The organism is Paraburkholderia sp. CI3 (assembly GCF_050436505.1).
GTDB lineage: Bacteria > Pseudomonadota > Gammaproteobacteria > Burkholderiales > Burkholderiaceae > Paraburkholderia > Paraburkholderia tuberum.
This window is the reverse complement of record NZ_JBNDMI010000004.1, coordinates 2,867,191-2,891,772: the sequence shown is the minus strand read 5'-3', so window position 1 is coordinate 2,891,772 and position 24,582 is coordinate 2,867,191. Positions and strand designations below refer to the sequence as shown.

Below are 24,582 nucleotides of genomic sequence, written 5' to 3'. Positions count from 1 at the left end.
AACCGAATCGATGAGCAGCAAGGACAAAGACCGCGCAATCGTCGTCAAGCGCAGCGCGCCGAAAAAGTCCGGTCATCACGGCGGCGCGTGGAAGCTCGCGTACGCGGACTTCATGACCGCGATGATGGCGTTCTTCCTGCTGATGTGGCTGCTGAGTTCGGCCTCCACCGTGCAGCTGAAAGGTATCGCCGACTACTTCAACCAGCCGTTGAAGATCACGCTGTGGGGCGGCGATCGCAGCGCCGAAGACTCGAGCATCCTGAAGGGCGGCGGTCGCGACATCTCGACCGACGCGCAGGGCGTGACCCGCTCGACCGACGGCAGCAGCAGCCGCGCCGAGCGCACCGCGTCGCACAACGACGACGACTCCGTGAAGCAGCTGACGGGCGCGCTCGAACGCCAGGAACAGGTGCGCCTGCACGACCTGCAGGTCAAGCTGATGGCCGCGATCGAGGCGAACCCGGTGCTGCGCCAGTTCAAGCAGCAGATCCGCATCGACTCGACGCTGACCGGCCTGCGCATCGAGATCGTCGACTCGCAGAAGCGGCCGATGTTCGCGACCGCACGCGACGTCGTCGAGCCGTACATGCGCGACATCCTGCGCGAGATCGGCCACACGCTGAACGACGTGCCGAACCGCATCATCGTGCAGGGCCATACCGACGCCGTGCCGTACGCGGGCGGTGAGAAGGGCTACAGCAACTGGGAGCTGTCGGCCGACCGCGCCAACGCGTCGCGGCGCGAGCTGGTCGCGGGCGGCATGGACGAAGCGAAGGTAATGCGCGTGCTCGGTCTCGCGTCGACGCAGAACCTGAACAAGGCGGACCCGCTCGATCCGGAAAACCGTCGCATCAGCATCATCGTATTGAACAGGAAGTCCGAGGAGGCGCTCGATCACGACGACTCCACGACGACGACCCTGTCGGACGACGCAGCCGGCTCGAAGCCGCTGCTGCAAAGACTTGCGCAGCCGGTGACGGCTGCACCGAAGTTGCCGGCGGCGGCGCCACCGGCCCAGTAACAGACCGCGGCCGCCGGGCCGCGGCCCGCGCCCGACCGGCGCGCACCGCCCGGCGGCCCAGTGTTAAGCGCAGCGAGGTTTTCATGATCAGGCACATCCTGGCAATCGACGATTCGGCATCGATGCGGCAGATCCTCGCCGCGACGCTGACGGGCGCCGGCTATGAAGTCACGCTCGCGGCGGACGGCAACGAAGGGCTCGAAAACGCGCTCGCGATGGCGTTCGATCTCGTGTTGACCGACCAGCACATGCCCGGCAAGACCGGTCTCGATCTGATCACCGCGCTGCGCGGAAATCCGGCCTATCAGGCGACGCCCATCCTCGTCCTCACGACGGAATCGGGCGAACCCTTCAAAGAGGCGGCGCGCGCGGCGGGCGCGACCGGCTGGATCGAAAAGCCGCTCGACCCGGACCTGCTGACCGAGCTGGTGGCGGCGCTGGCCGAACCGGACCCGGCTTGATCCGCGTCATCAACACCTTTAGACACAGTACAGATAGCTCTCGACGCGCCTCTACGGCGACTCACGCCAGACAGGCACTCTCGCGGTGAACCAGGCATGACACTCGACATCACACAGTTCTATCAGACGTTCTTCGACGAAGCGGACGAACTGCTCGCGCAGATGGAGCAATTGCTGCTCAATCTCGACGTGGCCCACCCGGACCCCGAAGACCTCGCGGCGATCTTTCGCGCCGCGCATTCGATCAAGGGCGGCGCGGCGACGTTCGGTTTCACCGCGCTCACCGAGACCACGCACATTCTCGAGTCGCTGCTCGATCGCGCGCGCAACAACGAGCTGGTGCTGCGCAAGGACATGATCGACACGTTCCTCGAAACCAAGGACGTGCTGTCCGGCCAGCTCGCCGACTATCGCGCGAGCGCCGAGCCCGATGCGGCGGTGGCGCGTGCGATCTGCGCGAAGCTGGAGCAGCTGCACGCGGAAAGCCGCATGGGCGGCGCGCCGGCAGCGGCGGCGAGCGCCGAAACCGCGCCGGCCGTGAGCGCCCCCGCGCCCGCAGCAGCGCAGGCGACGGCAACCCAAACAACAACACAAGCAACCGCGGTACAGCAGCAAGGCGGCACCCCGCCCGAGCACGTCGTCGAACAGGCGGTGCAGGCGGCGGGCGAATGGATCGACGGCGAACCGGCACAGACCGGACAAGCCGCGGGCACGGCCGACAGCGCCGGCCCACATCTGAAAATTACGCTACGGGGCGTGGGAGAGAAAGACCAGGAACTGCTCACCGAAGAGCTGGGCAACCTGGGCAACATCGTCGGGCAGGTCAAGAGCGGCAGCGATCTGACGCTGTGGCTCTCGAGCGACGTATCTTCCGACGACATCATCGCCGTGTGCTGCTTCGTGATCGACGAAAGTCAGATCACGATCGGCCGTGGCACCGCGCCGGTGGACGACGCGCAGCAGGGCGAACCTGGAACGCCCGACGCTGCCGCTCCGACACCGGCGCAATCCGCGCAGGTCGCGCCCGCCGCTCCCGCGGCGCAAGCGCAGGCGCAGGCGCAGCCGGTCCTTCACACGGAGCCCGCAGCATCGTCGACCCCGGCGGCCCTCACCGCTGCGGCCGCAAGCCCGCCCGCTCAGGCGGACAGCATCGAGCCGCCGTCAGCGGCACCCGCGGCGGCTCAGGCGGCGGCCAAACCGGCTTCGGCCGCGTCCGCCGACCCGGACCGCAAGGCGCCCCGTCCGGCCGCCGCGGCGGCCGGCGGCGAAGGCAGCTCGATTCGCGTCGGCGTCGAGAAGGTCGATCAGCTGATCAATCTGGTCGGCGAGCTGGTGATCACGCAGGCGATGCTCGCGGAGACCACCAGCACGTTCGATCCGGCGCTGCACGACCGGCTCTTCAACGGCATGGCGCAACTCGAGCGCAACGCGCGCGATCTGCAGGAAGCGGTGATGTCGATCCGCATGATGCCGATGGATTACGTGTTCAGCCGCTTCCCGCGTCTGGTGCGCGATCTCGCGGCGAAACTCGGCAAGGAGGTCGAACTCGTCACCTTCGGTCAGGCGACCGAACTCGACAAGAGCCTCATCGAACGGATCATCGACCCGTTGACGCACCTCGTGCGCAACAGTCTCGACCACGGCATCGAAACCGTCGAGGCGCGGCGCGCGGCGGGCAAGGATTCGACCGGTCAGCTGGTGCTGTCGGCGGCGCACCACGGCGGCAACATCGTCATCGAGGTCAGCGACGACGGCGCGGGCCTGCGCCGCGACAAGATCCTCGCGAAGGCGGCCAAGCAGGGCATGCAGGTCAGCGACACGATGAGCGACGAGGAAGTCTGGAACCTGATCTTCCTGCCGGGCTTCTCGACCGCGGAGCAGGTCACCGACGTGTCCGGCCGCGGCGTCGGCATGGACGTGGTGAAGCGCAACATCCAGTCGATGGGCGGTCACGTCGAGATCACGTCGCACGCGGGCAAGGGCAGCACCACGCGGATCGTGCTGCCGCTCACGCTCGCGATCCTCGACGGCATGTCGGTGAAGGTCGGCAACGAGATCTTCATCCTGCCGCTGAACTTCGTGATGGAGTCGCTGCAACCGCGAGCCGAAGACATTTACACGGTCGCCAACGGCGAGCGCGTGGTGCGCGTGCGCGGCGAATACCTGCCGCTCGTCGCGCTGCACGAGGTGTTCAACGTGTCGGATGCGAAGCAGGAGCCGACCCAGGGCATCGTCACGATCATGCAGACCGAGGGACGGCGCTTCGCGATGCTGATCGATGAACTCGTCGGCCAGCAGCAGGTGGTCGTGAAGAATCTGGAAACGAACTACCGCAAGGTGCACGGCATTTCCGCGGCGACCATTCTGGGCGACGGCAGCGTCGCGCTGATCGTGGACGTCGCGGCGCTGAACCGCGAATCGCGTCATGCGCATGGGCATGCGCAGGCGATGAGCCTCGCGTAACGCACGCAGCAAACGCGGCACTGACAGACATCGCAACACAACTTCAACTCAATTCATCCCAACCGTTTGGGGGCTAACGTGGCAGAAGTCCAATCCATCAATTCGAGCGTCGCGGGCGGGGCGAAGGGTCGCCGCGACGCGCAGGCGGACGCCGGCGGTCAGGAATTCCTCGTCTTCACGCTCGGCGCGGAAGAGTACGGCATCGACATCCTGAAGGTGCAGGAAATCCGCGGCTACGACAACGTGACGCGCATCGCCAACGCGCCCGAGTTCATCAAGGGCGTGATCAACCTGCGCGGCATCATCGTGCCGATCGTCGACATGCGGATCAAGTTCCATCTCGGCCGCGTCGAGTACGACCATCAGACTGTCGTGATCATCCTGAACGTCGCGCATCGCGTGGTCGGCATGGTCGTGGACGGCGTGTCGGACGTGCTGACGCTCGCGGTCGATCAGATCATGCCGGCACCGGAATTCGGCGCGACGCTGACGACCGAATACCTGACCGGTCTCGGCACGGTCGACGGCCGCATGCTGATCCTGATGGACATCGAGAAGCTGATGACCAGCTCCGAGATGTCGCTGACCGAAACGCTCGGCGTCTGAGCGCAGGCAGTAACGGAACCCGGCACAAGGAGCATCAAAATGCTGAGCAGGTGGTCGATCCGCACGTCGCTGACGATGGTGGGGATTCTTCTGGTGACGCTGACCGTGGTGGTCGGCGCGCTCGGGCTGACCGCGCTGAATCGCGCGAGCGGCTCGCTCGATCGCATCGCACGCGGCGAACTGGTCGCGATTCATGCGCTCGACGATGCGTCGGCGTATCTGTTGCGTTCGCGCATCGCGATCGATCGCTTCAACACGCTGACGGCCGCCGGTAACGCGGACGAGGCGAAGAAGGCGCTCGATCGCGCGCAGGAGCTGCTCGGCAAGAGCAAGCAGAACTGGCAGGCGTATCTCGACGCGCCGAAGCACCGCGTCGAGCAGGCCTTGCTCGACGATGTGCTCGCGAAGCATACGACGGTGATGCACGACGGCGTCGACGTCGAATTCGCCGCGTTGAACGCGAACAATCTCGACGCGTATCACGCGGTCGCGGACACGAAGATCAGCCCGATGTTCATCGCCTACGACGCGGCCGCCGCCGCGGTGATCCAGGCGTTGCGGCAGAGCGTGGCCGATCAGGAAACGAGCGCGCAGTCGAGCGCGTCGCTGATGATCATGCTGATCGGCGTGACCACGGTGTTCGCGCTGCTGGTGGTGGTCGGCATCCGTTTCGCGCTGCGCGGTCTCATCGTGCAGCCGCTGAACGACGCGACCGCGTGCTTCGAGCGGATCGCTGGGGGCGACCTGTCCACCCCCGTCGAGGTGTTCAGCAACAATGAAATCGGCCGTCTGTTCGCGGGCATCAAGCGGATGCAGGAAAGCCTCGCGACGATGGTGCGCGCGGTCCGCAGCGGCACCGAATCGATCGACACCGGCGCGCGCGAAATTGCGATGGGCAACACCGATCTGTCGCAGCGCACCGAGCAGCAAGCGGCGTCGCTGCAGGAAACCGCATCGAGCATGGATCAGCTGACCGGCACCGTGCGGCAGAACACCGAGAACGCGCGCCAGGCGAGCCAGCTCGCCGTCAACGCGTCGGACATCGCGACGCGCGGCGGCGACGTGGTGAGCCAGGTCGTCACGACGATGCAGGAAATCGCGACCAGTTCGAACAAGGTCGTCGACATCATCGGCGTGATCGAGGGCATCGCGTTCCAGACCAACATCCTCGCGCTGAACGCGGCGGTCGAAGCCGCACGCGCCGGCGAACAGGGCCGCGGATTCGCGGTCGTCGCGGGCGAAGTGCGCAGCCTCGCGCAGCGCAGCGCGAGCGCCGCGAAGGAGATCAAGGAGCTGATCGGCGATTCGGCCGACAAGGTCAGGAGCGGCTCCGAGCTGGTCGGCCGCGCGGGCACGACGATGGACGAAATCGTGCAGGCGGTGCGTCGCGTGACCGACATCATGGGCGAGATCAGCGCGGCGTCGGAAGAGCAGTCGGGCGGCATCGAGCAGGTCAACCGCGCGGTCGTGCAGATGGATTCGGTCACGCAGCAGAACGCGGCGCTGGTCGAACAGGCGGCGGCCGCGGCGGCGTCGCTCGAAGATCAGACGCGGCAGTTGCAGGCGGTGCTGGGCGGCTGGAAGGTAACCGGCACACCGGCGCGTCAGAGCGCCCCGGCGACGCGTGCGCAGACGCCCGCGCGGCTCGCCAGGGCTGCACCGCAAGCGGCGAGCGCGGCGACTCCGGTGAACCCGGTTGGCGCGAGCAAGGAATCGAAGGCAACCGCGGCGAGCGCGGCGACCCCGACGCAGCACGACGCAACCGCACGCGTCGAACCGGTATTGAAGCCCCGGCCGGCCGCAGCCGCGGCTCGCGTCACGACCGACACGCCCACGCGCGCCGCTCCGCCGGGCACGGCGAAGGCGAGCTCGGACGCGGACTGGGAAACATTTTAGGCAACGGCAGAGTGACATGTGGTCAACCGGCATCGCGCCCGCGGATGGGCGAAGCATCGAAGCACGCGCAGCACGCGTGTCGCGAGCCGGCCATATGTCGCTGGTACTCGCGGGAGGGCGCGACCCCGCGACGACAATTCCTACCTCCCAGGCAGTCCGGCTGGGCGGCGAGCGTGATGGCTCATATCGCAGACAGGAATTTTCATGATGGCAACGCGCGCAACACAACGCCCCGCGCGGGCAGCACCTGACGGCACAGAGCCGGCCAGGTCCGTCGAGACGGGCCGCGATTTCGAATTTACGGCGGCGGATTTCGCCCGCATCCGCGAGCTGATTCATCGCGGGGCGGGCATCTCGCTGTCGGACCACAAGCGCGACATGGCGTATAGCCGCCTCGCGCGCCGCTTGCGGGCGCGCGGCATCGATACGTTCCGGCAGTATCTCGATCTGCTCGAAGCGGAAAACGATCCGGCCGAGTGGGAAGCGTTCACCAATGCCCTGACCACCAACCTCACGGCGTTTTTCCGCGAAGCCCATCACTTTCCGATCCTCGCCGAGTTCGTGCCGCGCCGTGCGCAACCGGTGTCCGTGTGGTGCTCGGCGGCATCGACGGGCGAGGAGCCGTACTCGATCGCGATGACGCTGATCGAGGCGCTCGGCGACAGCGGCGCGCGCCAGGCGTCGGTGCTCGCGACCGACATCGACACCCAGGTGCTCGCGAAGGCCGAGGCCGGCGTCTACCAGTTCGACCAGGTCAAGCACCTGTCGCCCGAGCGGTTGAAGCGCTTCTTCCTGAAGGGCACGGGCGCGCATGCGGGGATGGTCAAGGTGCGTCCCGAAGTGCGCGCGCTCGTGCGCTTCGAGCAACTGAACCTGACCAATCGCGATTACCAGTTGCGCACGCAGTTCGACGCGATCTTCTGCCGCAACGTGATGATCTATTTCGACAAGCCGACGCAGGCGCAGGTGCTGACGCGCTTCGAGCCGCTGATGAAACCGGGCGGCCTGTTGTTCGCCGGCCATTCGGAAAACTTCACGTACGTGACGCAAGCGTTCCGGCTGCGCGGCCAGACCGTCTACGAACTGACGCGCGACGCGGGCGGCACTCGCGCGCCGTCGCGCGCCAACGCGCCTGACGCGCATGACGCGCATCAATCGAGCGGGGTGGCCGCATGAGCAGCACGCTGCCGATCGCTTCGAACCTGTACTACGACAACCACTTCCAGCGCCCCGGCGTGAAGCTGTTGCCCAACGAGTTCTATACGACGAGCGAAGACATGGTGCTCGTGACCGTGCTCGGCTCGTGCGTCGCGGCCTGCATCCAGGACCGCACCGCGGGCATCGGCGGCATGAATCACTTCATGCTGCCCGACGACGGCGCCGACGTCGCGCAGGCCGCGTCGGACTCGATGCGCTACGGCGCGTACGCGATGGAAGTGCTGATCAACGAACTGATCAAGGCGGGCGGGCGGCGCGAGCGCTTCGAGGCCAAGGTGTTCGGCGGCGGCGCGGTGCTCGCGGGCATGACGACGATGAACATCGGCGATCGCAACTCGGAGTTCGTGCGCCGCTATCTGGCCACCGAAAAGATCCGCATCGTCGCCGAGGACCTGCAGGGCTCGCACCCGCGCAAGGTCGCGTTCATGCCGCGCACCGGTCAGGTGATGGTGAAGAAATTGCGCTTGCAACAGGAAGCGGGCGTTGCCGAGCGCGAGCAGGCGCTCGTGCGGCAAAGCGCCGAAGCACGCGCGGAGCGGCTCGCCGCCGCGCGCAAGCGGGTCGAGCTGTTCGCGAAGCCGGCCGCCGCCGCCGCGCGGCCGAGAATCGAACTGTTCGGCGCGAGCCCGCGCCCGACTCATTCCAACAACGCCAGAACCACAGAGGAGGCGTGAGCGCTGTGCAAAAGATCAAGGTATTGTGCGTCGACGATTCGGCGCTGATCCGCAGCCTGATGACCGAAATCATCAATAGCCAGCCGGACATGACGGTGGTCGCGACGGCACCCGATCCGCTCGTCGCGCGCGAGCTCATCAAGCAGCACAACCCGGACGTGTTGACGCTCGACGTCGAAATGCCGCGCATGGACGGCCTCGACTTTCTCGAGAAGCTGATGCGTCTGCGGCCGATGCCGGTCGTGATGGTGTCGTCGCTGACCGAGCGCGGCAACGAAATCACGCTGCGCGCGCTCGAACTCGGCGCGGTCGATTTCGTGACCAAGCCGAAGGTCGGCATTCGCGACGGCATGCTCGACTACGCGGAAAAGCTCGCCGACAAGGTTCGCGCGGCAGCCCGCGCGCGCGTACGCCAGGCAGCGCCGGCGCAGCATGCGGCCACCCAGGCCGCGCAGGCGCCGGTCGGCGCCGCGCCGCTCTTCAACAACCCGCTGCTGAGTACCGAGAAGCTGGTTATCGTCGGCGCCTCGACGGGCGGCACCGAAGCGATCCGCGAAGTGCTGGTGCCGCTGCCGCCCGACGCGCCCGCGGTGCTGATCGCGCAGCACATGCCGCCGGGCTTTACGAAATCTTTCGCGCAACGCCTCAATGGTTTGTGCCGGATTACCGTTAAAGAAGCAGAGCACGGCGAGCGTGTGCTGCCGGGGCACGCGTACATCGCGCCGGGCCATGCGCATCTGTTGCTCGCGAGGAGCGGTGCGAACTATATTGCGCATCTGTCCGACGACCCGCCGGTGAACCGGCATCGTCCGTCGGTCGATGTACTGTTCCGTTCGGCCGCGCAGCATGCGGGCAAGAACGCCGTTGGCGTGATCCTGACCGGCATGGGGCGCGACGGCGCGGCCGGGCTGCTGGAGATGAAAAAGGCCGGTGCCTACACGCTGGCGCAGGACGAGGCGAGTTGCATCGTGTTCGGCATGCCGCGCGAGGCGATCGCGCTTGGCGCGGCCGACGAAATCGCCGCGCTGCCGGACATGAGCCGGCGCGTGATGGCGCGTTTGTCGTCGATGGGTGACCGCGTTCAGCGGGTATGATGCGTGCCGGATGGAATGACGCGGCCGAACGCCGCAACATGGATCAAGCAAAGGGAAAGAAATGGACAAGGGAATGAAGATTCTGGTGGTTGACGATTTTCCGACGATGCGCCGGATCGTCCGCAACCTGCTGAAGGAACTGGGCTACTCGAACGTCGACGAGGCGGAAGACGGCGCGGCCGGTCTCGCGCGTCTGCGCAGCGGCAGCTACGAGTTCGTGATCTCCGACTGGAACATGCCGAACCTCGACGGTCTCGCGATGCTGAAGGAAATCCGCGCCGACGCGAGCCTCGCGCACCTGCCGGTGTTGATGGTGACGGCCGAGTCGAAGAAGGAAAACATCATCGCGGCGGCGCAGGCCGGCGCGAGCGGTTACGTCGTCAAGCCGTTCACGGCCGCGACGCTCGACGAGAAGCTCAACAAGATCCTCGAGAAAATGGCGAAAGCCGGGAGCTGACGTGACGCCGCCGACCCAAACGCCTGGCGCCGAAGCGGGCAACGACAGCGGCGACTTCGCGTCGGACCGCATCCTTGCCCGCATCGGACAACTGACGCGCACGCTGCGCGATTCGATGCGCGAACTCGGGCTCGACAAGCACGTCGAGCGCGCGGCCGAAGCCGTGCCCGATGCGCGCGATCGCCTGAAGTACATCGCCAACATGACCGAGCAGGCCGCCGAGCGCGTGCTGTCGGCGATCGACATCGCGAAGCCGATCCAGGAGCAGCTGCAGAAAGACGCGGGCACGCTCGACGCGCGCTGGGAGCAGTGGTACGCGGCGCCGATCGAGCGCGAGGAAGTGCGCGCGCTGATGAACGACACGCGCACCTTTCTGCGCGGCGTGCCCGAGGCGACCGGCGCGACCAACTCGCAGCTGATGGAGATCATGCTCGCGCAGGACTTCCAGGATCTGACCGGCCAGGTGATCAAGAAGATCACCGACGTCGTCTATCTGATCGAGCAGCAGCTGCTCGGCGTGCTGGTCGAGAACATCGCGCTCGAGCGGCGCGAGCAGTTCGCGGCGAACGCCGCGGCTCTCAAGGCGGAGGTGTCGTCGACGGGCAGCCCGGAGCATCTGCTCAACGGTCCGCAGATCAATCCGGAAGGCAAGACGGATGTGGTGCAGGATCAATCGCAGGTCGACGATCTGCTCGCGAGCCTCGGTTTCTGAGCAAGTGACTCGGCCCGGCAAGCGCGCCGGGCTGGTGGTTTCTCCGCGATTTGCGCCAATCACGCGTTCAATGAGTACCGGCTACCCATCTTCCGTACGTTTTGCTGCTAGTAATAGTCGGCAAGTCGCGCGCGTGGGCGCCCCTTGCGCCGGCTGAAAGAATCCGCAGGCATAATACGAGGTCAAAGCGGTACGGCACCCGGCCCGCGCAACGCCGGGCAGTCGCCCGGTGAGGCCATCCCTCAGCGTTGCGGCCGCGGCGGTGCCGTATCATCTGCCTATAAGTGGCCGCTTCGCGCAGTCGGCGAAGCGTGCCGCGGCTCGGGAGGAGCTTCTCATGTGGAGTCGTATTGGTCGCGCCGGAGTCACGGCGCTCGTATTGCCATGTTCGTTATTGGCCCTGACGGCCGCGCAATCCGCCCATGCGGCGCTGGGCAGCGCGCCGCTTACCCCCCCGTCCGACGCGTCGGTGTCCTCCCGCGTGGTGCAGCCCGCCAGCGGCACATCGCAAAGCGTCATGCGTTCTGAGTCGAGCGCGGCGTCTTCCACATCTTCCACACCCGCTTCCTACACGGTGCGCGAGACCACGTTCGGCAACGGCACCGTGGTGCGCGAATACCTGAGCACGAGTGGCGCGGTATTCGGCATTTCGTGGCATGGTCCGCAAATGCCCGATCTCAGTGATCTGCTCGGCAGTTATTTCCCGCAGTACGTGGCCGGCGTGAAGGCCGTGCGGGCCGCGCGCGGCAATGCGCGGGGGCCGGTCGCCGTCGACGAGAGCGGGCTGGTGGTGCGTTCGGGCGGCCACATGGGCGCGTTCAGCGGCGTCGCGTGGCTGCCCTCCGCGCTGCCGGCCGGCGTCAGCGGTTCCGACATCCAGTAACGGCGAGGACCACGATGCGAACCATGCTCACGACCGCGAACCTCAAAAGCTGGATGCAGGCCGCGCTTGCCGTGCTGCTCACGGCGACGCTCGTCGCCTGCGGCGGAGGCGGCGGTAGCGACAACAACTCCAGTTCCAACAATGGCGGCAGCACCTCGAACGGACTGAACGGCGGTTCGCTGCCGGCCAGCCCGACCCAGCAGCCGATCTCCGCGAATGCGTCGAACACGGTGCCGATCACGGTCGGCCGGGGCGTTTCGGGTGTCATCAACATCCCGACCGTCAGCGTGACGATCTGCGCGCCGGGCTCGACCAGCAACTGCCAGACGATCAACAACATCCAGGTCGACACCGGCTCGTTCGGCTTGCGCGTTGTTGGCTCGGTGCTCAATTCGACGCTGCTCGGCGCGCTGCCGGTCAGCACGATCGGCAGCAACGCCGCGCAGCTCGCCGAGTGCGCGACGTTCGCGGACGGTTACACGTGGGGCTCGGTGCGTACCGCGATCGTGACGCTCGGCGGCGAAACGACGACCGGCAGCATCCCGCTGCAGATCATCGGCGACAAGGCCGCGAGCACGGTACCAAGCGGCTGCGGCAGCGGCCCGGCCGAAAACACGGCCGCCGATCTGGGCGCGAACGGCATCCTCGGCATCGGCACCGCGCTGACCGATTGCGGCGCAACCTGCGCGAACACGACGACCGCGGCGACCTACAGCAACTACTTCGCCTGTCCGAACGGCACGTCGTGCACGCGCACCGCGGTGCCGATTCCGCAACAGATCGCCAATCCGGTCGCGAACTTCCCGCTCGACAACAACGGCGTGATCGTACAGATGGCACCGGTGTCGAACACCGGGCAGGCGTCGGCGACCGGCACGCTGGTGTTCGGCATCGGCACGCAGGGGAACAACCCGCTTGCCGCTGCGCAGGTGTTCACGACCGACCCATACGGCGACCTCAACAACAGCACCTTCAACGGCACGACCGTCCAGGCGTTCCTCGATTCCGGCTCGAACGCCTATTTCTTCGGCGACAGCACGCTCACGCTGTGCGGCAGCCAGTTCGCGGGCTTCTATTGCCCGTCGTCGGCGCAGACCCGCACGGTCACGCTGGTCGGGAAGAACAACGTGTCGGCGGTCGCGAGCATCGGCATCGTGAACGCGCAGACGCTGTTCGCCAACGGCGGCAACTACGCGTTCAACACTCTCGCCGGCCAGATCGGCGGCAGCGCCAGCTTCGACCTCGGTCTGCCGTTCTTCTACGGCCGCTACGTGTACTACCACCTCGATCAGACCGCGAGCGGCGGTCCCTCCCCCTTCGTCGGCTACTGAAGCCGCACGTCGATCCAATGCCGGACGGCTTGCGTGACAAACGCGCGAGCCGTCCGCTCATCCGTCGAAATACCCCCGTTTCTCCGCCCTTATCCGCCGATCGGCGCTTGCGTCGAGCAGGAATAATCGCTCTCACTGGAAAGAGGCGCCGTGCCTCGGCCGACTGGAGAGCTTTGTGGCAGAGGACAGCGACCTCGAAAAAACCGAATCCGCCACCCCTCGGCGCCTGCAGAAGGCGCGCGAGGAGGGGCAGATCGTGCGTTCGCGGGAGCTGTCGACCTTCGCGCTGCTCGCGGCCGGGTTCTACGGCGTATGGGGCATGTCGGGCAGCATCGGCGAGCATTTGCAGAACATGCTGCGTGCGTCGCTCACCTTCAACCACGCGAGCGCGTTCGACACCAGCCGCATGCTGATCGGCGCGGGCACAGCGGGTCGCGAAGGACTCTACGCGCTCGTGCCGATACTCGGCGTCACCGGACTTGCCGCGCTGCTCGCTCCGATGGCGCTGGGCGGCTGGCAACTGTCCGCGAAAGGGCTCGAGCCGAAGTTCAACCGGCTGAACCCGATCGAGGGCCTCGGCCGCATATTTTCGATCAACGGACCGATCCAGCTCGGCATGTCGCTCGCGAAGACGCTGGTGGTGGGGTTGATCGGCGGCACGGCGATCTGGAATCGCCACGAGCAATTCCTCGCGCTCGCGACGCAGCCGCTCAATCTCGCGCTCGCCAACTCCGTGCATCTGATCGCGGTGTGCTGCGGCATGACGGTGGCCGGCATGTTCGCGGTGGCCGCGCTCGACGTGCCGTACCAGCTGTGGTCGTTCCACAAGAAGCTGCGCATGACGAAGGAAGAAGTGAAGCGTGAGCATCGCGAGAGCGAAGGCGATCCGCACATCAAGGGCAAGATTCGCCAGCAGCAGCGCGCGATCGCGCGGCGCCGCATGATGGCGCAAGTGCCGAAGGCCGACGTGGTCGTGACCAACCCGACCCACTTCGCGGTCGCGCTGCAGTACACGGACGGCGAGATGCGCGCGCCGAAGGTGGTCGCGAAGGGCGTGAACCTCGTGGCGGCGCGGATTCGCGAGATCGCCACCGAAAACAACGTGCCGCTGCTCGAAGCGCCGCCGCTCGCGCGTGCGCTCTATCACAACGTCGATCTGAATCGTGAGATTCCGGGGCCGCTCTATGGCGCGGTCGCGGAAGTGCTCGCGTGGGTCTATCAGCTGCGCCGCTTCAAGGCCGAAGGCGGCGACGTGCCGGTCGCGCCGACCGAACTCGACGTGCCGCCCGAACTCGACAAGGGCGGCGTATCGGACGAGGACGCCGCCGAGGAAGCCGCCGACACGCGGAACCCGGCCGACGACAACGCCAACGACGCCACTAGCGACGACAACAACGGAGCCTCCGCATGAACGCTCGCGCCGGTTTCCTCGCCCGACGGCCGGATGCGCTGAGCAGCACCAACCTGCGCGCCCTCGCCGGGCCGGTGCTGATCTGCATGATCCTCGGCATGATGATTCTGCCGTTGCCGCCGTTCCTGCTGGATCTGCTGTTCACGTTCAATATCGCGCTGTCGGTGATGGTGCTGCTCGTCAGCATGTACACGATGAAGCCGCTCGACTTCGCCGCGTTCCCGAGCGTGCTGCTGTTCTCGACGCTGCTGCGGCTGTCGCTGAACGTCGCCTCGACGCGGGTCGTGCTGCTCGAAGGCCATACCGGTCCCGATGCGGCCGGTCAGGTGATCGAGTCGTTCGGCCACTTCCTCGTGGGCGGCAACTTCGCGGTTGGTATCGTCGTGTTCGTGATCCTGATGGTGATCAACTTCATGGTGATCACGAAGGGCGCGGGGCGGATCGCCGAAGTGTCCGCGCGCTTCACGCTCGACGCGATGCCCGGCAAGCAGATGGCGATCGACGCCGATCTGAACGCCGGCCTCATCAACGAAGAGCAGGCTCGCACGCGGCGCACGGAGATCTCTCAGGAAGCCGAGTTCTACGGCTCGATGGACGGTGCGAGCAAGTTCGTGCGAGGCGATGCGGTCGCCGGCCTCCTGATCATGGTGATCAACATCATCGGCGGCCTGATCGTCGGGATGGTCCAGCACGACATGAGTTTTGCCGCGGCGGCCAAGAACTACACGCTGCTGACGATCGGCGACGGCCTCGTCGCGCAGATTCCGTCGCTGGTGATTTCGACGGCGGCCGGCGTGATCGTGTCGCGCGTCGCGACCAACGAGGACATCGGCACGCAGCTGACCGGCCAGCTGTTCACGAACCCGCGCGTGCTGATGATCACCGGCTGCATTCTCGTGCTGATGGGCCTGATCCCGGGCATGCCGCACTTCGCGTTCCTGATTCTCGGCGGCGGCCTGATCCAGCTCGGCCGCACGATGAAGAAGCGCACCGAGGAGCGCAAGAACGCACCGGCGCTCGTCGACGTCGCGCCGGCCGCGCTGGCGCCGGTCGAAAACGCCGAGGCGAGCTGGGACGACGTGACGATGATCGACACGCTCGGCCTCGAAGTCGGCTACCGGCTGATTCCGCTCGTCGACAAGAACTCGGACGGCGAACTGCTCAAGCGGATCAAGAGCATCCGAAAGAAGTTCGCGCAGGAAATCGGCTTTTTGCCGCCGGTCATTCATATCCGCGACAACCTCGAATTGCGGCCGAACGGCTATCGGATCGCGTTGAAGGGCGTCGAGGTCGGCTCGGGCGAGGCGTATCCGGGCCAGTGGCTCGCGATCAACCCGGGCCAGGTATCGGCCGCGCTGCCGGGCACGCCGACCCAGGACCCGGCGTTCGGCCTGCCCGCCATCTGGATCGACACGAATCTGCGCGAACAGGCGCAGGTATACGGCTACACGGTCGTCGATTCGAGCACGGTGGTCGCGACGCACCTGAATCACCTCGTCGTCACGCACGCGTCGGAGCTGCTCGGCCGCCGCGAGGTGCAGTCGCTGGTCGAGCGGATGCAGAAGGACACGGCGTCGCTCGTCGACGATCTGGTGCCGAAGATGCTGCCGCTCACCACGCTGCAAAAGGTGCTGCAGAACCTGCTCGAAGAAGGCGTGCCGATTCGCGACATGCGCACGATCCTCGAAGCGCTCGCCGAACACGCGACCAAGCTCACCGACCCGCACGACCTCACCGCCGCGGTGCGGCTCGCGCTGGGCCGCGCGATCACGCAGCAGTGGTTCCCCGGGACCGCCGACATGCAGGTGATGGGCCTCGACGCGAACCTCGAACGGGTGCTGTCGCAGGCGCTATCGACCGGACCGAACCCGGGCCTCGAACCGGGTCTCGCGAACACGCTGCTCACCGAAACGCAGAAAGCGATGACGCGTCAGCAGAACCTTGGCCTCGCTCCGGTGCTGCTGGTGCAGCACGCACTGCGGCCGATGCTCGCGCGCTTCCTGCGCCGCAGCCTGCCGCAGCTGAAGGTGCTCTCGTATGCGGAAGTGCCCGATACGCGCAACGTCAAGGTGGTCAATCTGATCGGCGCGCACGGCTGACGAAGGTCGCTCGCCCGCGGCTGTCGATACAACGCAAACCGGCGCTCCAATGGGGCGCCGGTTTGCGTTTGCACGGCTCTCCCAGGCTCGTCGAACGATGCGTCTGCCGTGTGTCCATCGCGCGAATTGCCCACCTTTAACGGTCTTTATCCATCGATCGTCGCCCGACGCCTTTCGCAATAATTGATCGCAATGGGAAGCGGTGTATTGCCGGTCCGTCAGTCCGTATACCTCATCGGGGGTCCAGCTTGAACATTCGTAAATTTGTCGGTGCTACCAGTCGCGATGCGTTGCGTCTCGTTCGCGAAGCACTTGGCCCCGATGCGGTCGTGCTGTCGAATCGCACGATGGACGACGGCAGCGTCGAAATCGTCGCGCTCGCCGATAGCGATCTCGCCGCGATCACGCCGAAAGCGCGCGAAGGCGCGCAGGCCGCGGCGCTCGGCACGGGCTCAGGTGCGGCATCGACGCTGGCCCCGCGCGGCTTGTTCGCGGCGCCGACGAATCCATACGCGAGCGCAATGCCGGACGTGTTTTCGTCGGTGTTCGGCGCGAGCCCGGAAGCGGGTGGTGAAGCGACGCCGGCGATCGAGCCGGCGAATGCGGCTGCGGATTTCATGGCCGGCTCGGTGAACAGGACGACGGTCAATTCGGCGCTCAATTCGGCGCTCAGCCAGGCGCTCAGCATGTCCGCGAATCAAGCAGCGTCCGCCGCCGCGTTGCCCGGCAATTCGCCAATCGGTCCGGCGATGCTGGGCGCGACCGGCGCGTCCGCGGCCATCGCGACAGGCCCCGCGCCCGCCGTGAGCCAGTCGGCGTCCAGCGCGGCCACATCGTTCAACGCACCGGCCACGCCCGCCGCTGCCGCCACGCCTTCCGGCGCGAGCGCCCGCGCCGCGGCCGCGCGCCTGTCGAAAGACATCCGCGCGGATTTGTTGAAAGCTGCCGGCGTGCCGGTACCGCCGGCAATTCCATCGAGCAAAGCCGCCGCGCCGCGCACGATGGCCGAGTCGAATCCGTGGCTCATCGATCACGCGCGCCGCCTCGCGGCCGAGCAGCAGCAACAGGGCGGCCAATACAGCGCGCGTCCCGCCGCGATGACGCCCGCCGTCGCGACCGCCAAAGGCCTCGGCAGCGCAGTCGACGCGCGGCCGGCCGCCGTGCCGCCGGTGATCGACACGCCCGACTGGGCGCGCGAAGCCGCCGAAGCCGCTGCGCGCCGCGCCGCTCAGAAGATCGCGCCCGTGCCGTCCGCTACTGACGAAAGCCGCACGCCGTCCGCCGTCGCCGAAGCGATCAAGGGGCGCATGGAGCAGGTCGTCAAGGACACCGTGATGAACGAGCTGTCGTCGATGCGCGACATGATGGAAGAGCACTTCGCGGGTCTGCTGTGGGGCGATCGACAGCGCCGCAGTCCCGCACGCGCCGCGCTCACCAAGCACCTGTTCGCCGCCGGTTTTTCCGCGCAGCTCGTGCAGATGCTGGTCGACAACCTGCCCGAAGATGTCGACACGATGGATGGCGGCATGGACTGGGTGCGCTCGGTGCTCGAGTCGAACCTGCCGGTGATGGAGGACGAAGACGCGCTGATGGAGCGCGGCGGCGTATTCGCGCTGATGGGGCCGACCGGCGTCGGCAAGACGACGACCACCGCGAAGCTCGCAGCGCGCTGCGTGATGCGCTTCGGCGCGAGCAAGGTGGCGCTGCTGACGACCGACAGCTACCGCATCGGCGGTCATGAACAGCTGCGCATCTTCGGCAAGATTCTCGGCGTTTCGGTGCATGCGGTGAAGGACAGCGCCGATCTGCAGCTCGCGCTCTCGGAGTTGCGCAACAAGCACATCGTGCTGATCGACACGATCGGTATGAGCCAGCGCGACCGGCTCGTGTCCGACCAGATCGCGATGCTAAGCCGCGCCGGCCAGCCGGTGCAGCGTCTGTTGCTGCTCAACGCGACGAGCCACGGCGACACGTTGAACGAAGTCGTGCAGGCGTATCAGCGCGCGCCGGACCAGCAGCCGCTCGCCGGCTGCATTCTGACCAAGCTCGACGAAGCGACCAACCTCGGCGGCGTGCTCGATACGGTGATCCGCTACAAGCTGCCGGTGCATTACGTATCGACCGGACAGAAGGTGCCGGAGAACCTTTACGTCGCGACGAAGAAATTCCTGATCAAGAGCACCTTCTGCATTCCGCGCGACAGCTCGCCGTTCGTGCCGCACGACGACGACATCCCCGCTTTGCTGTCCTCGCTGTCCGCACGTTCGACGGCCGAGCTGCACGAGGTTCGCTTTGGATAAATTCGTTTCGGATCAAGCCGAAGGGTTGCGCCGGCTGCTCGGGCGCGGCGGCGCGCGCGTGATCGCGTTGGCGGGTGCGTCGTCGGGCATCGGTAATACGACCGTGGCGGTCAACCTCGCCGCGGCGCTCGCACAGCAGGGCAAGGACGTGCTGGTGATCGACGAATGCGTCGGTGAGAAGTCGGTGAGCGCGATGCTTGGCGGCTTGCGCGGCGCGGGCAACTTCGCGGCGGTGATGCGCGGCGAGAGCCCGGTCGATTTCGCCGCCGCGCGTCACGCGCTCGGTTTTTCGGTGCTGTCCGCCTCGCGCAACAACCGCGAGGGGCATACGGAGGCCGAACTCGGTGTGCTGCTCGGCGGCTCGGCCGATATCGTGCTGATCGACGCGCAGCTCGACGACGAAGGGCATCTGTCGCCGCTCGCCAAGCAGGCGCATGACGTGATGATCGTCGCGCGCATGTCGGGCGAGGCGATCACCGAGGCCTATGCGTGCATCAAGCGTTTGCATTACGCGCACGCGATCGCGCAGTTGCGCGTGCTCGCGAATCACGTGCAAAGCGCCAACGACGCGCAGGCCGCGTTCGCGAATCTCGCCGGCGTGGCCGGCCGTTACCTGACCGTCGCGTTGGAAAACGCCGGCTGCATTGCGGCCGACGTGCGCATCGCCCGGGCACTCGAGCTGTCGCGCTGCGTGGTCGACGCGTTTCCGTCGACACCGGCCGCGCGCGACTTCCGCCATCTCGCCGCCGAATTGCAGTACTGGCCGATGCGGCCAGCGATGTCGTCGCAAACGCCCTGGCGGGCGCCTGCGACAGTTACAGCGGCGCACCACGCCGACCAACCGTCCGCGCATCACGCTTGAAAGGCGTGCACGAAGGACAAGGGGAGCACGATGTACAACGCTCAGGGAAAGATTTCTCAGGCCGAAGTTTTGACGAAGTACGCACCGCTCGTGCGTCGACTCGGCTTGCAGCTTGTCGCGAAAATGCCGGCGAGCGTCGATCTCGACGACCTGATCCAGGCCGGCATGATCGGTTTGCTGGATGCCGCCGGCCGCTACAAGGAAGACCAGGGCGCGCAGTTCGAGACCTATGCCAGCCAGCGGATTCGCGGCGCGATGCTCGACGAGTTGCGCAGCAACGACTGGCTGCCGCGCAGCCTGCGCCGCACGTCGCGCGAAGTGGAATCCGCGGTGCACAAGGTGGAGCAGAACCTCGGCCGCTCGGCGAGCGAGGCGGAGGTCGCCGAGCACCTGCAAATGCCGCTCGACGAATATCAGTCGATGTTGCAGGACCTGCATGGCAGCCAGCTGATCTATTACGAAGACTTCGACCGCTCCGCCGACGACGAACCTTTTCTGGACCGCTACTGCGTCGATCATTCCGATCCGCTCTCGGCGCTGCTCGACGACAGCCTGCGCTCGGCGCTCATCGAAGCGATCGACCGCTTGCCGGAGCGCGAGAAGCTGCTGATGTCGCTGTACTACGAGCGCGGCATGAATCTGCGAGAGATCGGCGCGGTGATGGAAGTCAGCGAATCGCGCGTGTGCCAGTTGCATAGCCAGGCCGTGGCACGCCTGCGCGCCCGACTGCGCGAAATGGCCTGGGCGAACGCCGAAGCGAACTGACGGCACCGCGGCGCCGCACGCCGTTTTTCAAACGCTGCCTTCAGATGCGGCGGTGCGCCGATGCCGATGCGCGCCTGTGCCGCCTGCCGTTGCTCAGGCGTTCGCCATCTCATGCTCGGCGGCGAGCGCGAGAAACGCCGAGCGCGACATACCGCGCGCCTGCGCATACGCGTCGATCTCCTGCACCAGCACCTCGGGCAGCGAGATGTTGATGCGAACCGCCTTCTTCAACGCCGGAATATTGCGCGTCGTCACGAAACCCCATGTGAACCCCGCGAACTCGGGATTGCGCCGATGCTCACCTAGCGTGAGAGGCTCGGGCAGCGGCAGCCCTTCGTCGAGCAAGGTTTCGAGATGCGATTCGATTGCCTCTTTCGCGTTCACATACGCTTGTTCGAGCGTGTCGCCCGCGGAGTAGCAGCCTGGAATATCGGGCACCACGACGCCGAACGCGTGCGTGTTGTCTCCGGGTTCGATGGCGATCGGAAAGATCAGATGCTTCATTTGAGCCCCGCCTGTTTCAGAATGCTGTTCAGGGTGCCGGCCGGCAAATCTTTTTTCGGATGCGGGACGGTCACGAGCCCCCGTTTTCCCGCGTGCCTGAAATGATGGTGACTGCCCGCTATGCGGACGAGCTGCCAGCCATTCGCTTGAATCATTTTGACGACCTCGGCACTGTTCATACATCATACCCTCCATTATACACACGCCTACACAAACTAACGAGCAAACAAGATTCCGCCCGTCGAATTGCGGCCGCGTCGAAGCCGCGGCGTTGGCGAAAGCTCGAACGAAGTGACCATTTCAACGTGACGAGGTGGACTAGCGCCAGCTAGCCGAACGGCTAACGCGGCGCGGAACGGACAGGGAAGTGGGTGGAAAAGCGGCGGCGGAAAACGAAAAAAGCCCGTCGATGACGGGCTTTTTCATTCATTTCGTATATTGCTCGATTGCAGGCCGGGCAGGCGGGCCGATCAAAGTCCCGAATAAGCCGGAACTCGTCCATCCGGCCCGTACAGATTCGTCTTGCGCGGCACGTTGACTTGCAGCGCCTTTAGCGCGCGCTCGTTGTAGTCCATCCGCACGCGGATCAGCTCGCCGTTGTTGGTGTTGACGCGCCGCGCGCGATCCGCGGCTTTCTGCAGCAGCTTCCATTGCGTCGCGACGCGCGCGTCGGTGCTGGCCGCGAGCTCCATGCCGGACCAGCCGGTCGGAAAGCCGAGTTCGGCCAGATGCGAGTCGCGCGCGGCTTCGAGCCTCGCGAGCACGCCGATCAGCTCGGTTTTCTTCTCGACGATCGCGGGCAACTGCTCCAGCGGCGAGACCGCCGTCAGCGCTTTGGTTTCGAGAGTGAGGATCGAGGCGAATGCCTCGACGGTCGAATATTCTTCGATCAGGGTAGCAACGAGGGCGTCTTTCATATCAACAACTCGCTACGCACACTGGCTCGCGAACGGCGCGCGAACCGGGTTGGTCGGACGCCGCCCGGCAGATCACCGCGCGGCGCAATGCCGATCAGTTGCCGGTCGACGAGGTTTTGTTCTGCAACAGGTCGCGCGCCGTCTGCAGCACGCCGTCGGCGATCTTGCCGGAGTCGATCTGCAGCTTGCCGTCCTTGATCGCCTGTTTGATCGACTCGACGTGCGCGGTGTCGATGTCGGCCGAGCCGGAGGCCGCGAGGCTGTGCAGATGCTGCGACAGACCCGACAGGCTCACGCTCGTGTCGCCCGACGCGCTGCTTGCGGCCGGCGCGGCCGTGCTCGTCGCGCCTTGGGTGGTGCTGGCTGCCGGCGTGGCTTCGCCGCTCTCCTGCGAACGGGACAAAGCGTCTTTCAACGACGGCAGATTTGAAGAGGTGGTGGGATCGACTTTCACGATTGGTTTCCCTAACGATTTGATCCTGATAACGGCAACCGCTGATCAAAACTTTAGCGCAATCGCTCGACACCCGGCTCGCCGCCAGGTGGCCATCTACCGCTTTCAATCCCCGTCCGTCTGCCCTGGCCACCGGGGCGCGGACCGTTTCGACGGTGCTCGTTGCCGCCAGCCCGCTCACATCGGGATCTCCACCGTGCCGCCGTCCTTGACGATGCCGGAGATGATCTGGCCGTTGGCGGTCTTCACGCGCACCTGCTGGCCCGGCGACGCATTGTTCATCGCGCTGCCCTCGGACGAGATCGAGAAACCGTCGCCGGCCGCGATGACCCGCACGGTCTGGCCGAACACCACCGCCGACGCGCTCTTCAGCATGTCGCGGCGCAGCGGCATGCCGCCCGCGATCCGCACGAGCGAGACCGAGCCGACCGCCTGCGACGGGTCGGTGACGATCGCCTGCGGCAGGCCGGTCAGGTCGCCCTCGCGCGCGACGAGGTCGGCGGCCGTGAGCACTTCGCCCGGCGCCATCGCGCGGGCGGCGAGGTAGTAGGTCGCATGCAGCGAGATGCGCGCCTGCAGATAGATGGTCCACGGCCGCTCGCCCGCGCAGCGCACGCCGACCGTCAGCCGGCCCCACAGGCGCGCGCCGGTCGGCATGAACGGTTCGAGCGACGTGCACGCGGCGAGGCCGCGCGGAAACGCGGACGCGACAGTGATGTCGGCCTTGCCGGGCAGGCCGACGGCCTGCTGTTGCAGGAACGCGAGGGCGCTCGCGTGAATCGCTTCCGGGTCCTGCTGGCCTGGCAGCGGCGCGGCTTGCGCAGCCGTCGCGGCGGTAGCGGTCTGCGGCGCTCTCTGCGCAATGACGGCCGCCGGTTGGCGCGAGCCAGGCGACGTCGCGGGCGTTCTCGCGATCCCGGGATGCGCCGGCTGCGCCGCAGCGGCCGCGATCGGCTTGCCATTCGCGCCGAACTCGGGTGGCTCGCCGCGCGCGGCGAGACTGTCGAAACCGTCGCCTTGCGGCGCATTGGCCACGACCACGCGCTGATTCGCGACGCTGGCGGCCGGACCCGCTTCGACATTGACGCGCGCGACGCCCGACGCCCCAGTGCTGGCCGCCGGCGGAATCGTCACGACGCCGTTGGCGTCCGGTTTGAAGTTGGTGCGGATGATGGCCGGCGCGGCGGCGGCGGGCTCGCCCGCGCCCGGAATGACGATCGCGCCGCTTGCGCTCGCGGCACGCCCGAACGTATCGGTGTCGCGCGACCCGCTCGCGCGGCCGAGCGACTGTGCGGTCGCCGCCGCGAGCGACGCCGCCGACGCGCTGCGCTGCGCCGGCGTCTGAATCCGTTGCGCGAGATCGTTCAGCGCGGCGGGATTTTTCTCGGCGGGCCCGGCAATCACGATCGGGCCGCCCGCATCCTGCGCCTGGGTCGTAGCCGGCAGCAACACGATGCCGCCCGCAACCCATACCGCGACGTTGACGGCCGCCCGCGTCAGGCAATGCGCAAGGCAACGCGAGAAAGAGCGCGGCACCGGCTGGGCGAGCGCGCCCTCCGAACCATCGCCCCGTTCATCGACCCGGCCCCCCCCCACGCGACGCATCGTCGTGCCGCTCGCCGGCTGCGGCAAGGTGTTGGTGGGCTGGTCCATCGCGGGTCTCCATCGAATGCATCGGTACGCCTTGCATTCTAGTGAGCCCCGCTTTCGCGCAAACGTTGAATAGAAGCCCCCTTTCCCGGTTATTCGTCCGATTGCCGCTTGCGCGCGGCCCATAAGATGCATCACATGCAAAAAGGCCTTCGCGCCCGCCGCGTGTCTCTCACGATGCGCACACGGGACGGCCTTGGAAACGTTCTCGGGAGATTCCGATGCTGGACAAGCTCGATGCCGAATTCGCATTCGGCCGGCAGGCGATGGATGTGCGCGCATACCGGCAGGAACTGCTGTCGTCGAATATCGCGAACGCCGACACGCCCGGCTACAAGGCGCGCGATATCGACTTCGCGTCGTCGCTCGCCGGCGCGCTGAAGAAGACGGGCGGCAGCACCGCCGGCCAAGGCGCATCGAACAGCTCGACGCTCGCGATGACGCAACCCGCGGGCGTGACGAGCGGCATGTCGATGAACACGACCGAGGCCGGCCACATGAGCGGCAAGGCCACGCTGACGGCGACGGGCGGCAGCCCCGACGATTACGGCAACCTGCAATACCGGATTCCGCTGCAGCCGGCGCTCGACGGCAACACGGTCGACGTCGACACCGAGCGCGTGCAGTTCGCCGACAACACGGTGCACTTCGAGTCGGGTATGACGGTCGTGTCGAACCAGATCAAGACGATGCTGTCGGCGATCACGTCGGGCTCGTCGTAAGCCCTGCACGCCGCACGGCACCCAGGCAGGGCGCATAGCAGCTGAACACAGGCAGCATGCACGCACGAACAGAAACGCTACG

The 24,582-nt window shown here is 66.5% G+C and carries 23 protein-coding genes; 18 read left to right on the top strand and 5 right to left on the bottom strand.

All coding sequences use genetic code 11. The features are described 5' to 3' along the window. The first annotated feature begins 10 nt into the window (after window positions 1-10). The 17 genes from motB (at window position 11) to OKW29_RS34805 (ending at window position 20,253) form a co-directional block, all read left to right on the top strand. Entirely contained in the window at window positions 11-1,021 is a 1,011-nt protein-coding gene (gene motB, locus OKW29_RS34885) for a flagellar motor protein MotB (RefSeq protein ID WP_090802477.1), read from the top strand. Window positions 1,022-1,104: 83 nt separating this feature from the next. Then, on the top strand, window positions 1,105-1,482 hold the full coding sequence (locus OKW29_RS34880; RefSeq protein ID WP_184035000.1) for a response regulator: 378 nt from the start codon (window positions 1,105-1,107) through the stop codon (window positions 1,480-1,482). Window positions 1,483-1,578: 96 nt separating this feature from the next. Further along, entirely contained in the window at window positions 1,579-3,945 is a 2,367-nt protein-coding gene (gene cheA / locus OKW29_RS34875; RefSeq protein WP_429294134.1) for a chemotaxis protein CheA, read from the top strand. A 78-nt stretch (window positions 3,946-4,023) separates the two neighbouring features. Further along, window positions 4,024-4,551, top strand: a complete 528-nt coding sequence (locus tag OKW29_RS34870) for a chemotaxis protein CheW (protein ID WP_184069781.1) — start codon at window positions 4,024-4,026, stop codon at window positions 4,549-4,551. A gap of 39 nt (window positions 4,552-4,590) precedes the next feature. Then, window positions 4,591-6,447: a methyl-accepting chemotaxis protein gene (locus OKW29_RS34865; RefSeq protein WP_429294133.1), complete on the top strand. Its 1,857-nt coding sequence runs from the start codon at window positions 4,591-4,593 to the stop codon at window positions 6,445-6,447. Between the two features lie 204 nt (window positions 6,448-6,651). Then, on the top strand, window positions 6,652-7,623 hold the full coding sequence (locus OKW29_RS34860) for a CheR family methyltransferase (RefSeq protein ID WP_429294132.1): 972 nt from the start codon (window positions 6,652-6,654) through the stop codon (window positions 7,621-7,623). Beyond that, window positions 7,620-8,339: a chemoreceptor glutamine deamidase CheD gene (cheD, locus tag OKW29_RS34855; protein ID WP_018418784.1), complete on the top strand. Its 720-nt coding sequence runs from the start codon at window positions 7,620-7,622 to the stop codon at window positions 8,337-8,339. The genes OKW29_RS34860 and cheD overlap by 4 nt, the downstream gene beginning before the upstream one ends. 5 nt (window positions 8,340-8,344) lie before the next feature. Further along, a complete protein-coding gene (locus tag OKW29_RS34850; protein WP_429294992.1) occupies window positions 8,345-9,433 on the top strand; it encodes a protein-glutamate methylesterase/protein-glutamine glutaminase in 1,089 nt (362 codons plus the stop codon). Window positions 9,434-9,494: 61 nt separating this feature from the next. Then, window positions 9,495-9,890, top strand: a complete 396-nt coding sequence (gene cheY / locus OKW29_RS34845; RefSeq protein WP_018418782.1) for a chemotaxis response regulator CheY — start codon at window positions 9,495-9,497, stop codon at window positions 9,888-9,890. 1 nt (window position 9,891) lies between these two features. Beyond that, the gene (gene cheZ / locus OKW29_RS34840; RefSeq protein WP_187615271.1) at window positions 9,892-10,602 is read left to right on the top strand and encodes a protein phosphatase CheZ; all 711 of its coding nucleotides are present in this window, start codon (window positions 9,892-9,894) and stop codon (window positions 10,600-10,602) included. A 337-nt stretch (window positions 10,603-10,939) separates the two neighbouring features. Beyond that, window positions 10,940-11,485, top strand: coding sequence for a DUF2844 domain-containing protein (locus OKW29_RS34835; RefSeq protein ID WP_184065972.1), 546 nt, complete (start codon window positions 10,940-10,942; stop codon window positions 11,483-11,485). 14 nt (window positions 11,486-11,499) lie between these two features. Continuing rightward, window positions 11,500-12,816 carry a DUF3443 domain-containing protein gene (locus tag OKW29_RS34830; RefSeq protein ID WP_429294131.1) on the top strand — a complete coding sequence of 439 codons (1,317 nt, stop codon included), beginning with the start codon at window positions 11,500-11,502 and terminating at the stop codon, window positions 12,814-12,816. Between the two features lie 175 nt (window positions 12,817-12,991). Then, window positions 12,992-14,227 (top strand): flagellar biosynthesis protein FlhB, encoded by a 1,236-nt coding sequence (flhB, locus tag OKW29_RS34825; RefSeq protein WP_429294130.1) that lies wholly within the window; start codon window positions 12,992-12,994, stop codon window positions 14,225-14,227. After that, window positions 14,224-16,326 (top strand): flagellar biosynthesis protein FlhA, encoded by a 2,103-nt coding sequence (gene flhA / locus OKW29_RS34820; RefSeq protein ID WP_429294129.1) that lies wholly within the window; start codon window positions 14,224-14,226, stop codon window positions 16,324-16,326. Before flhB ends, flhA begins: the two co-directional genes overlap by 4 nt. A gap of 248 nt (window positions 16,327-16,574) precedes the next feature. Then, a complete protein-coding gene (gene flhF / locus OKW29_RS34815; RefSeq protein ID WP_429294128.1) occupies window positions 16,575-18,626 on the top strand; it encodes a flagellar biosynthesis protein FlhF in 2,052 nt (683 codons plus the stop codon). Then, window positions 18,619-19,488, top strand: a complete 870-nt coding sequence (locus OKW29_RS34810) for a MinD/ParA family ATP-binding protein (RefSeq protein ID WP_184069763.1) — start codon at window positions 18,619-18,621, stop codon at window positions 19,486-19,488. The genes flhF and OKW29_RS34810 overlap by 8 nt, the downstream gene beginning before the upstream one ends. Before the next feature lie 30 nt (window positions 19,489-19,518). Beyond that, window positions 19,519-20,253, top strand: a complete 735-nt coding sequence (locus tag OKW29_RS34805; RefSeq protein WP_090802497.1) for an RNA polymerase sigma factor FliA — start codon at window positions 19,519-19,521, stop codon at window positions 20,251-20,253. A 93-nt stretch (window positions 20,254-20,346) separates the two neighbouring features. On the opposite strand, the gene OKW29_RS34800 is transcribed toward OKW29_RS34805, so the two are convergent. From OKW29_RS34800 to flgA, 5 genes are all read right to left on the bottom strand, one after another. Next, window positions 20,347-20,757: a type II toxin-antitoxin system HicB family antitoxin gene (locus OKW29_RS34800; RefSeq protein WP_090802498.1), complete on the bottom strand. Its 411-nt coding sequence runs from the start codon at window positions 20,755-20,757 to the stop codon at window positions 20,347-20,349. Beyond that, complete coding sequence (locus tag OKW29_RS34795; RefSeq protein WP_429294127.1) at window positions 20,754-20,936, bottom strand: type II toxin-antitoxin system HicA family toxin; 183 nt, start codon at window positions 20,934-20,936, stop codon at window positions 20,754-20,756. Before OKW29_RS34795 ends, OKW29_RS34800 begins: the two co-directional genes overlap by 4 nt. Before the next feature lie 291 nt (window positions 20,937-21,227). Further along, window positions 21,228-21,674: a flagella synthesis protein FlgN gene (locus OKW29_RS34790; protein ID WP_018418771.1), complete on the bottom strand. Its 447-nt coding sequence runs from the start codon at window positions 21,672-21,674 to the stop codon at window positions 21,228-21,230. A gap of 94 nt (window positions 21,675-21,768) precedes the next feature. Further along, window positions 21,769-22,128, bottom strand: a complete 360-nt coding sequence (gene flgM / locus OKW29_RS34785; protein WP_429294126.1) for a flagellar biosynthesis anti-sigma factor FlgM — start codon at window positions 22,126-22,128, stop codon at window positions 21,769-21,771. A 177-nt stretch (window positions 22,129-22,305) separates the two neighbouring features. Continuing rightward, entirely contained in the window at window positions 22,306-23,781 is a 1,476-nt protein-coding gene (gene flgA / locus OKW29_RS34780) for a flagellar basal body P-ring formation chaperone FlgA (protein WP_429294125.1), read from the bottom strand. Window positions 23,782-23,999: 218 nt separating this feature from the next. On the opposite strand from flgA, the gene flgB reads away from it, so the two are divergent. Beyond that, window positions 24,000-24,500 (top strand): flagellar basal body rod protein FlgB, encoded by a 501-nt coding sequence (flgB, locus tag OKW29_RS34775; protein WP_090802505.1) that lies wholly within the window; start codon window positions 24,000-24,002, stop codon window positions 24,498-24,500. Window positions 24,501-24,582 lie beyond the last annotated feature (82 nt).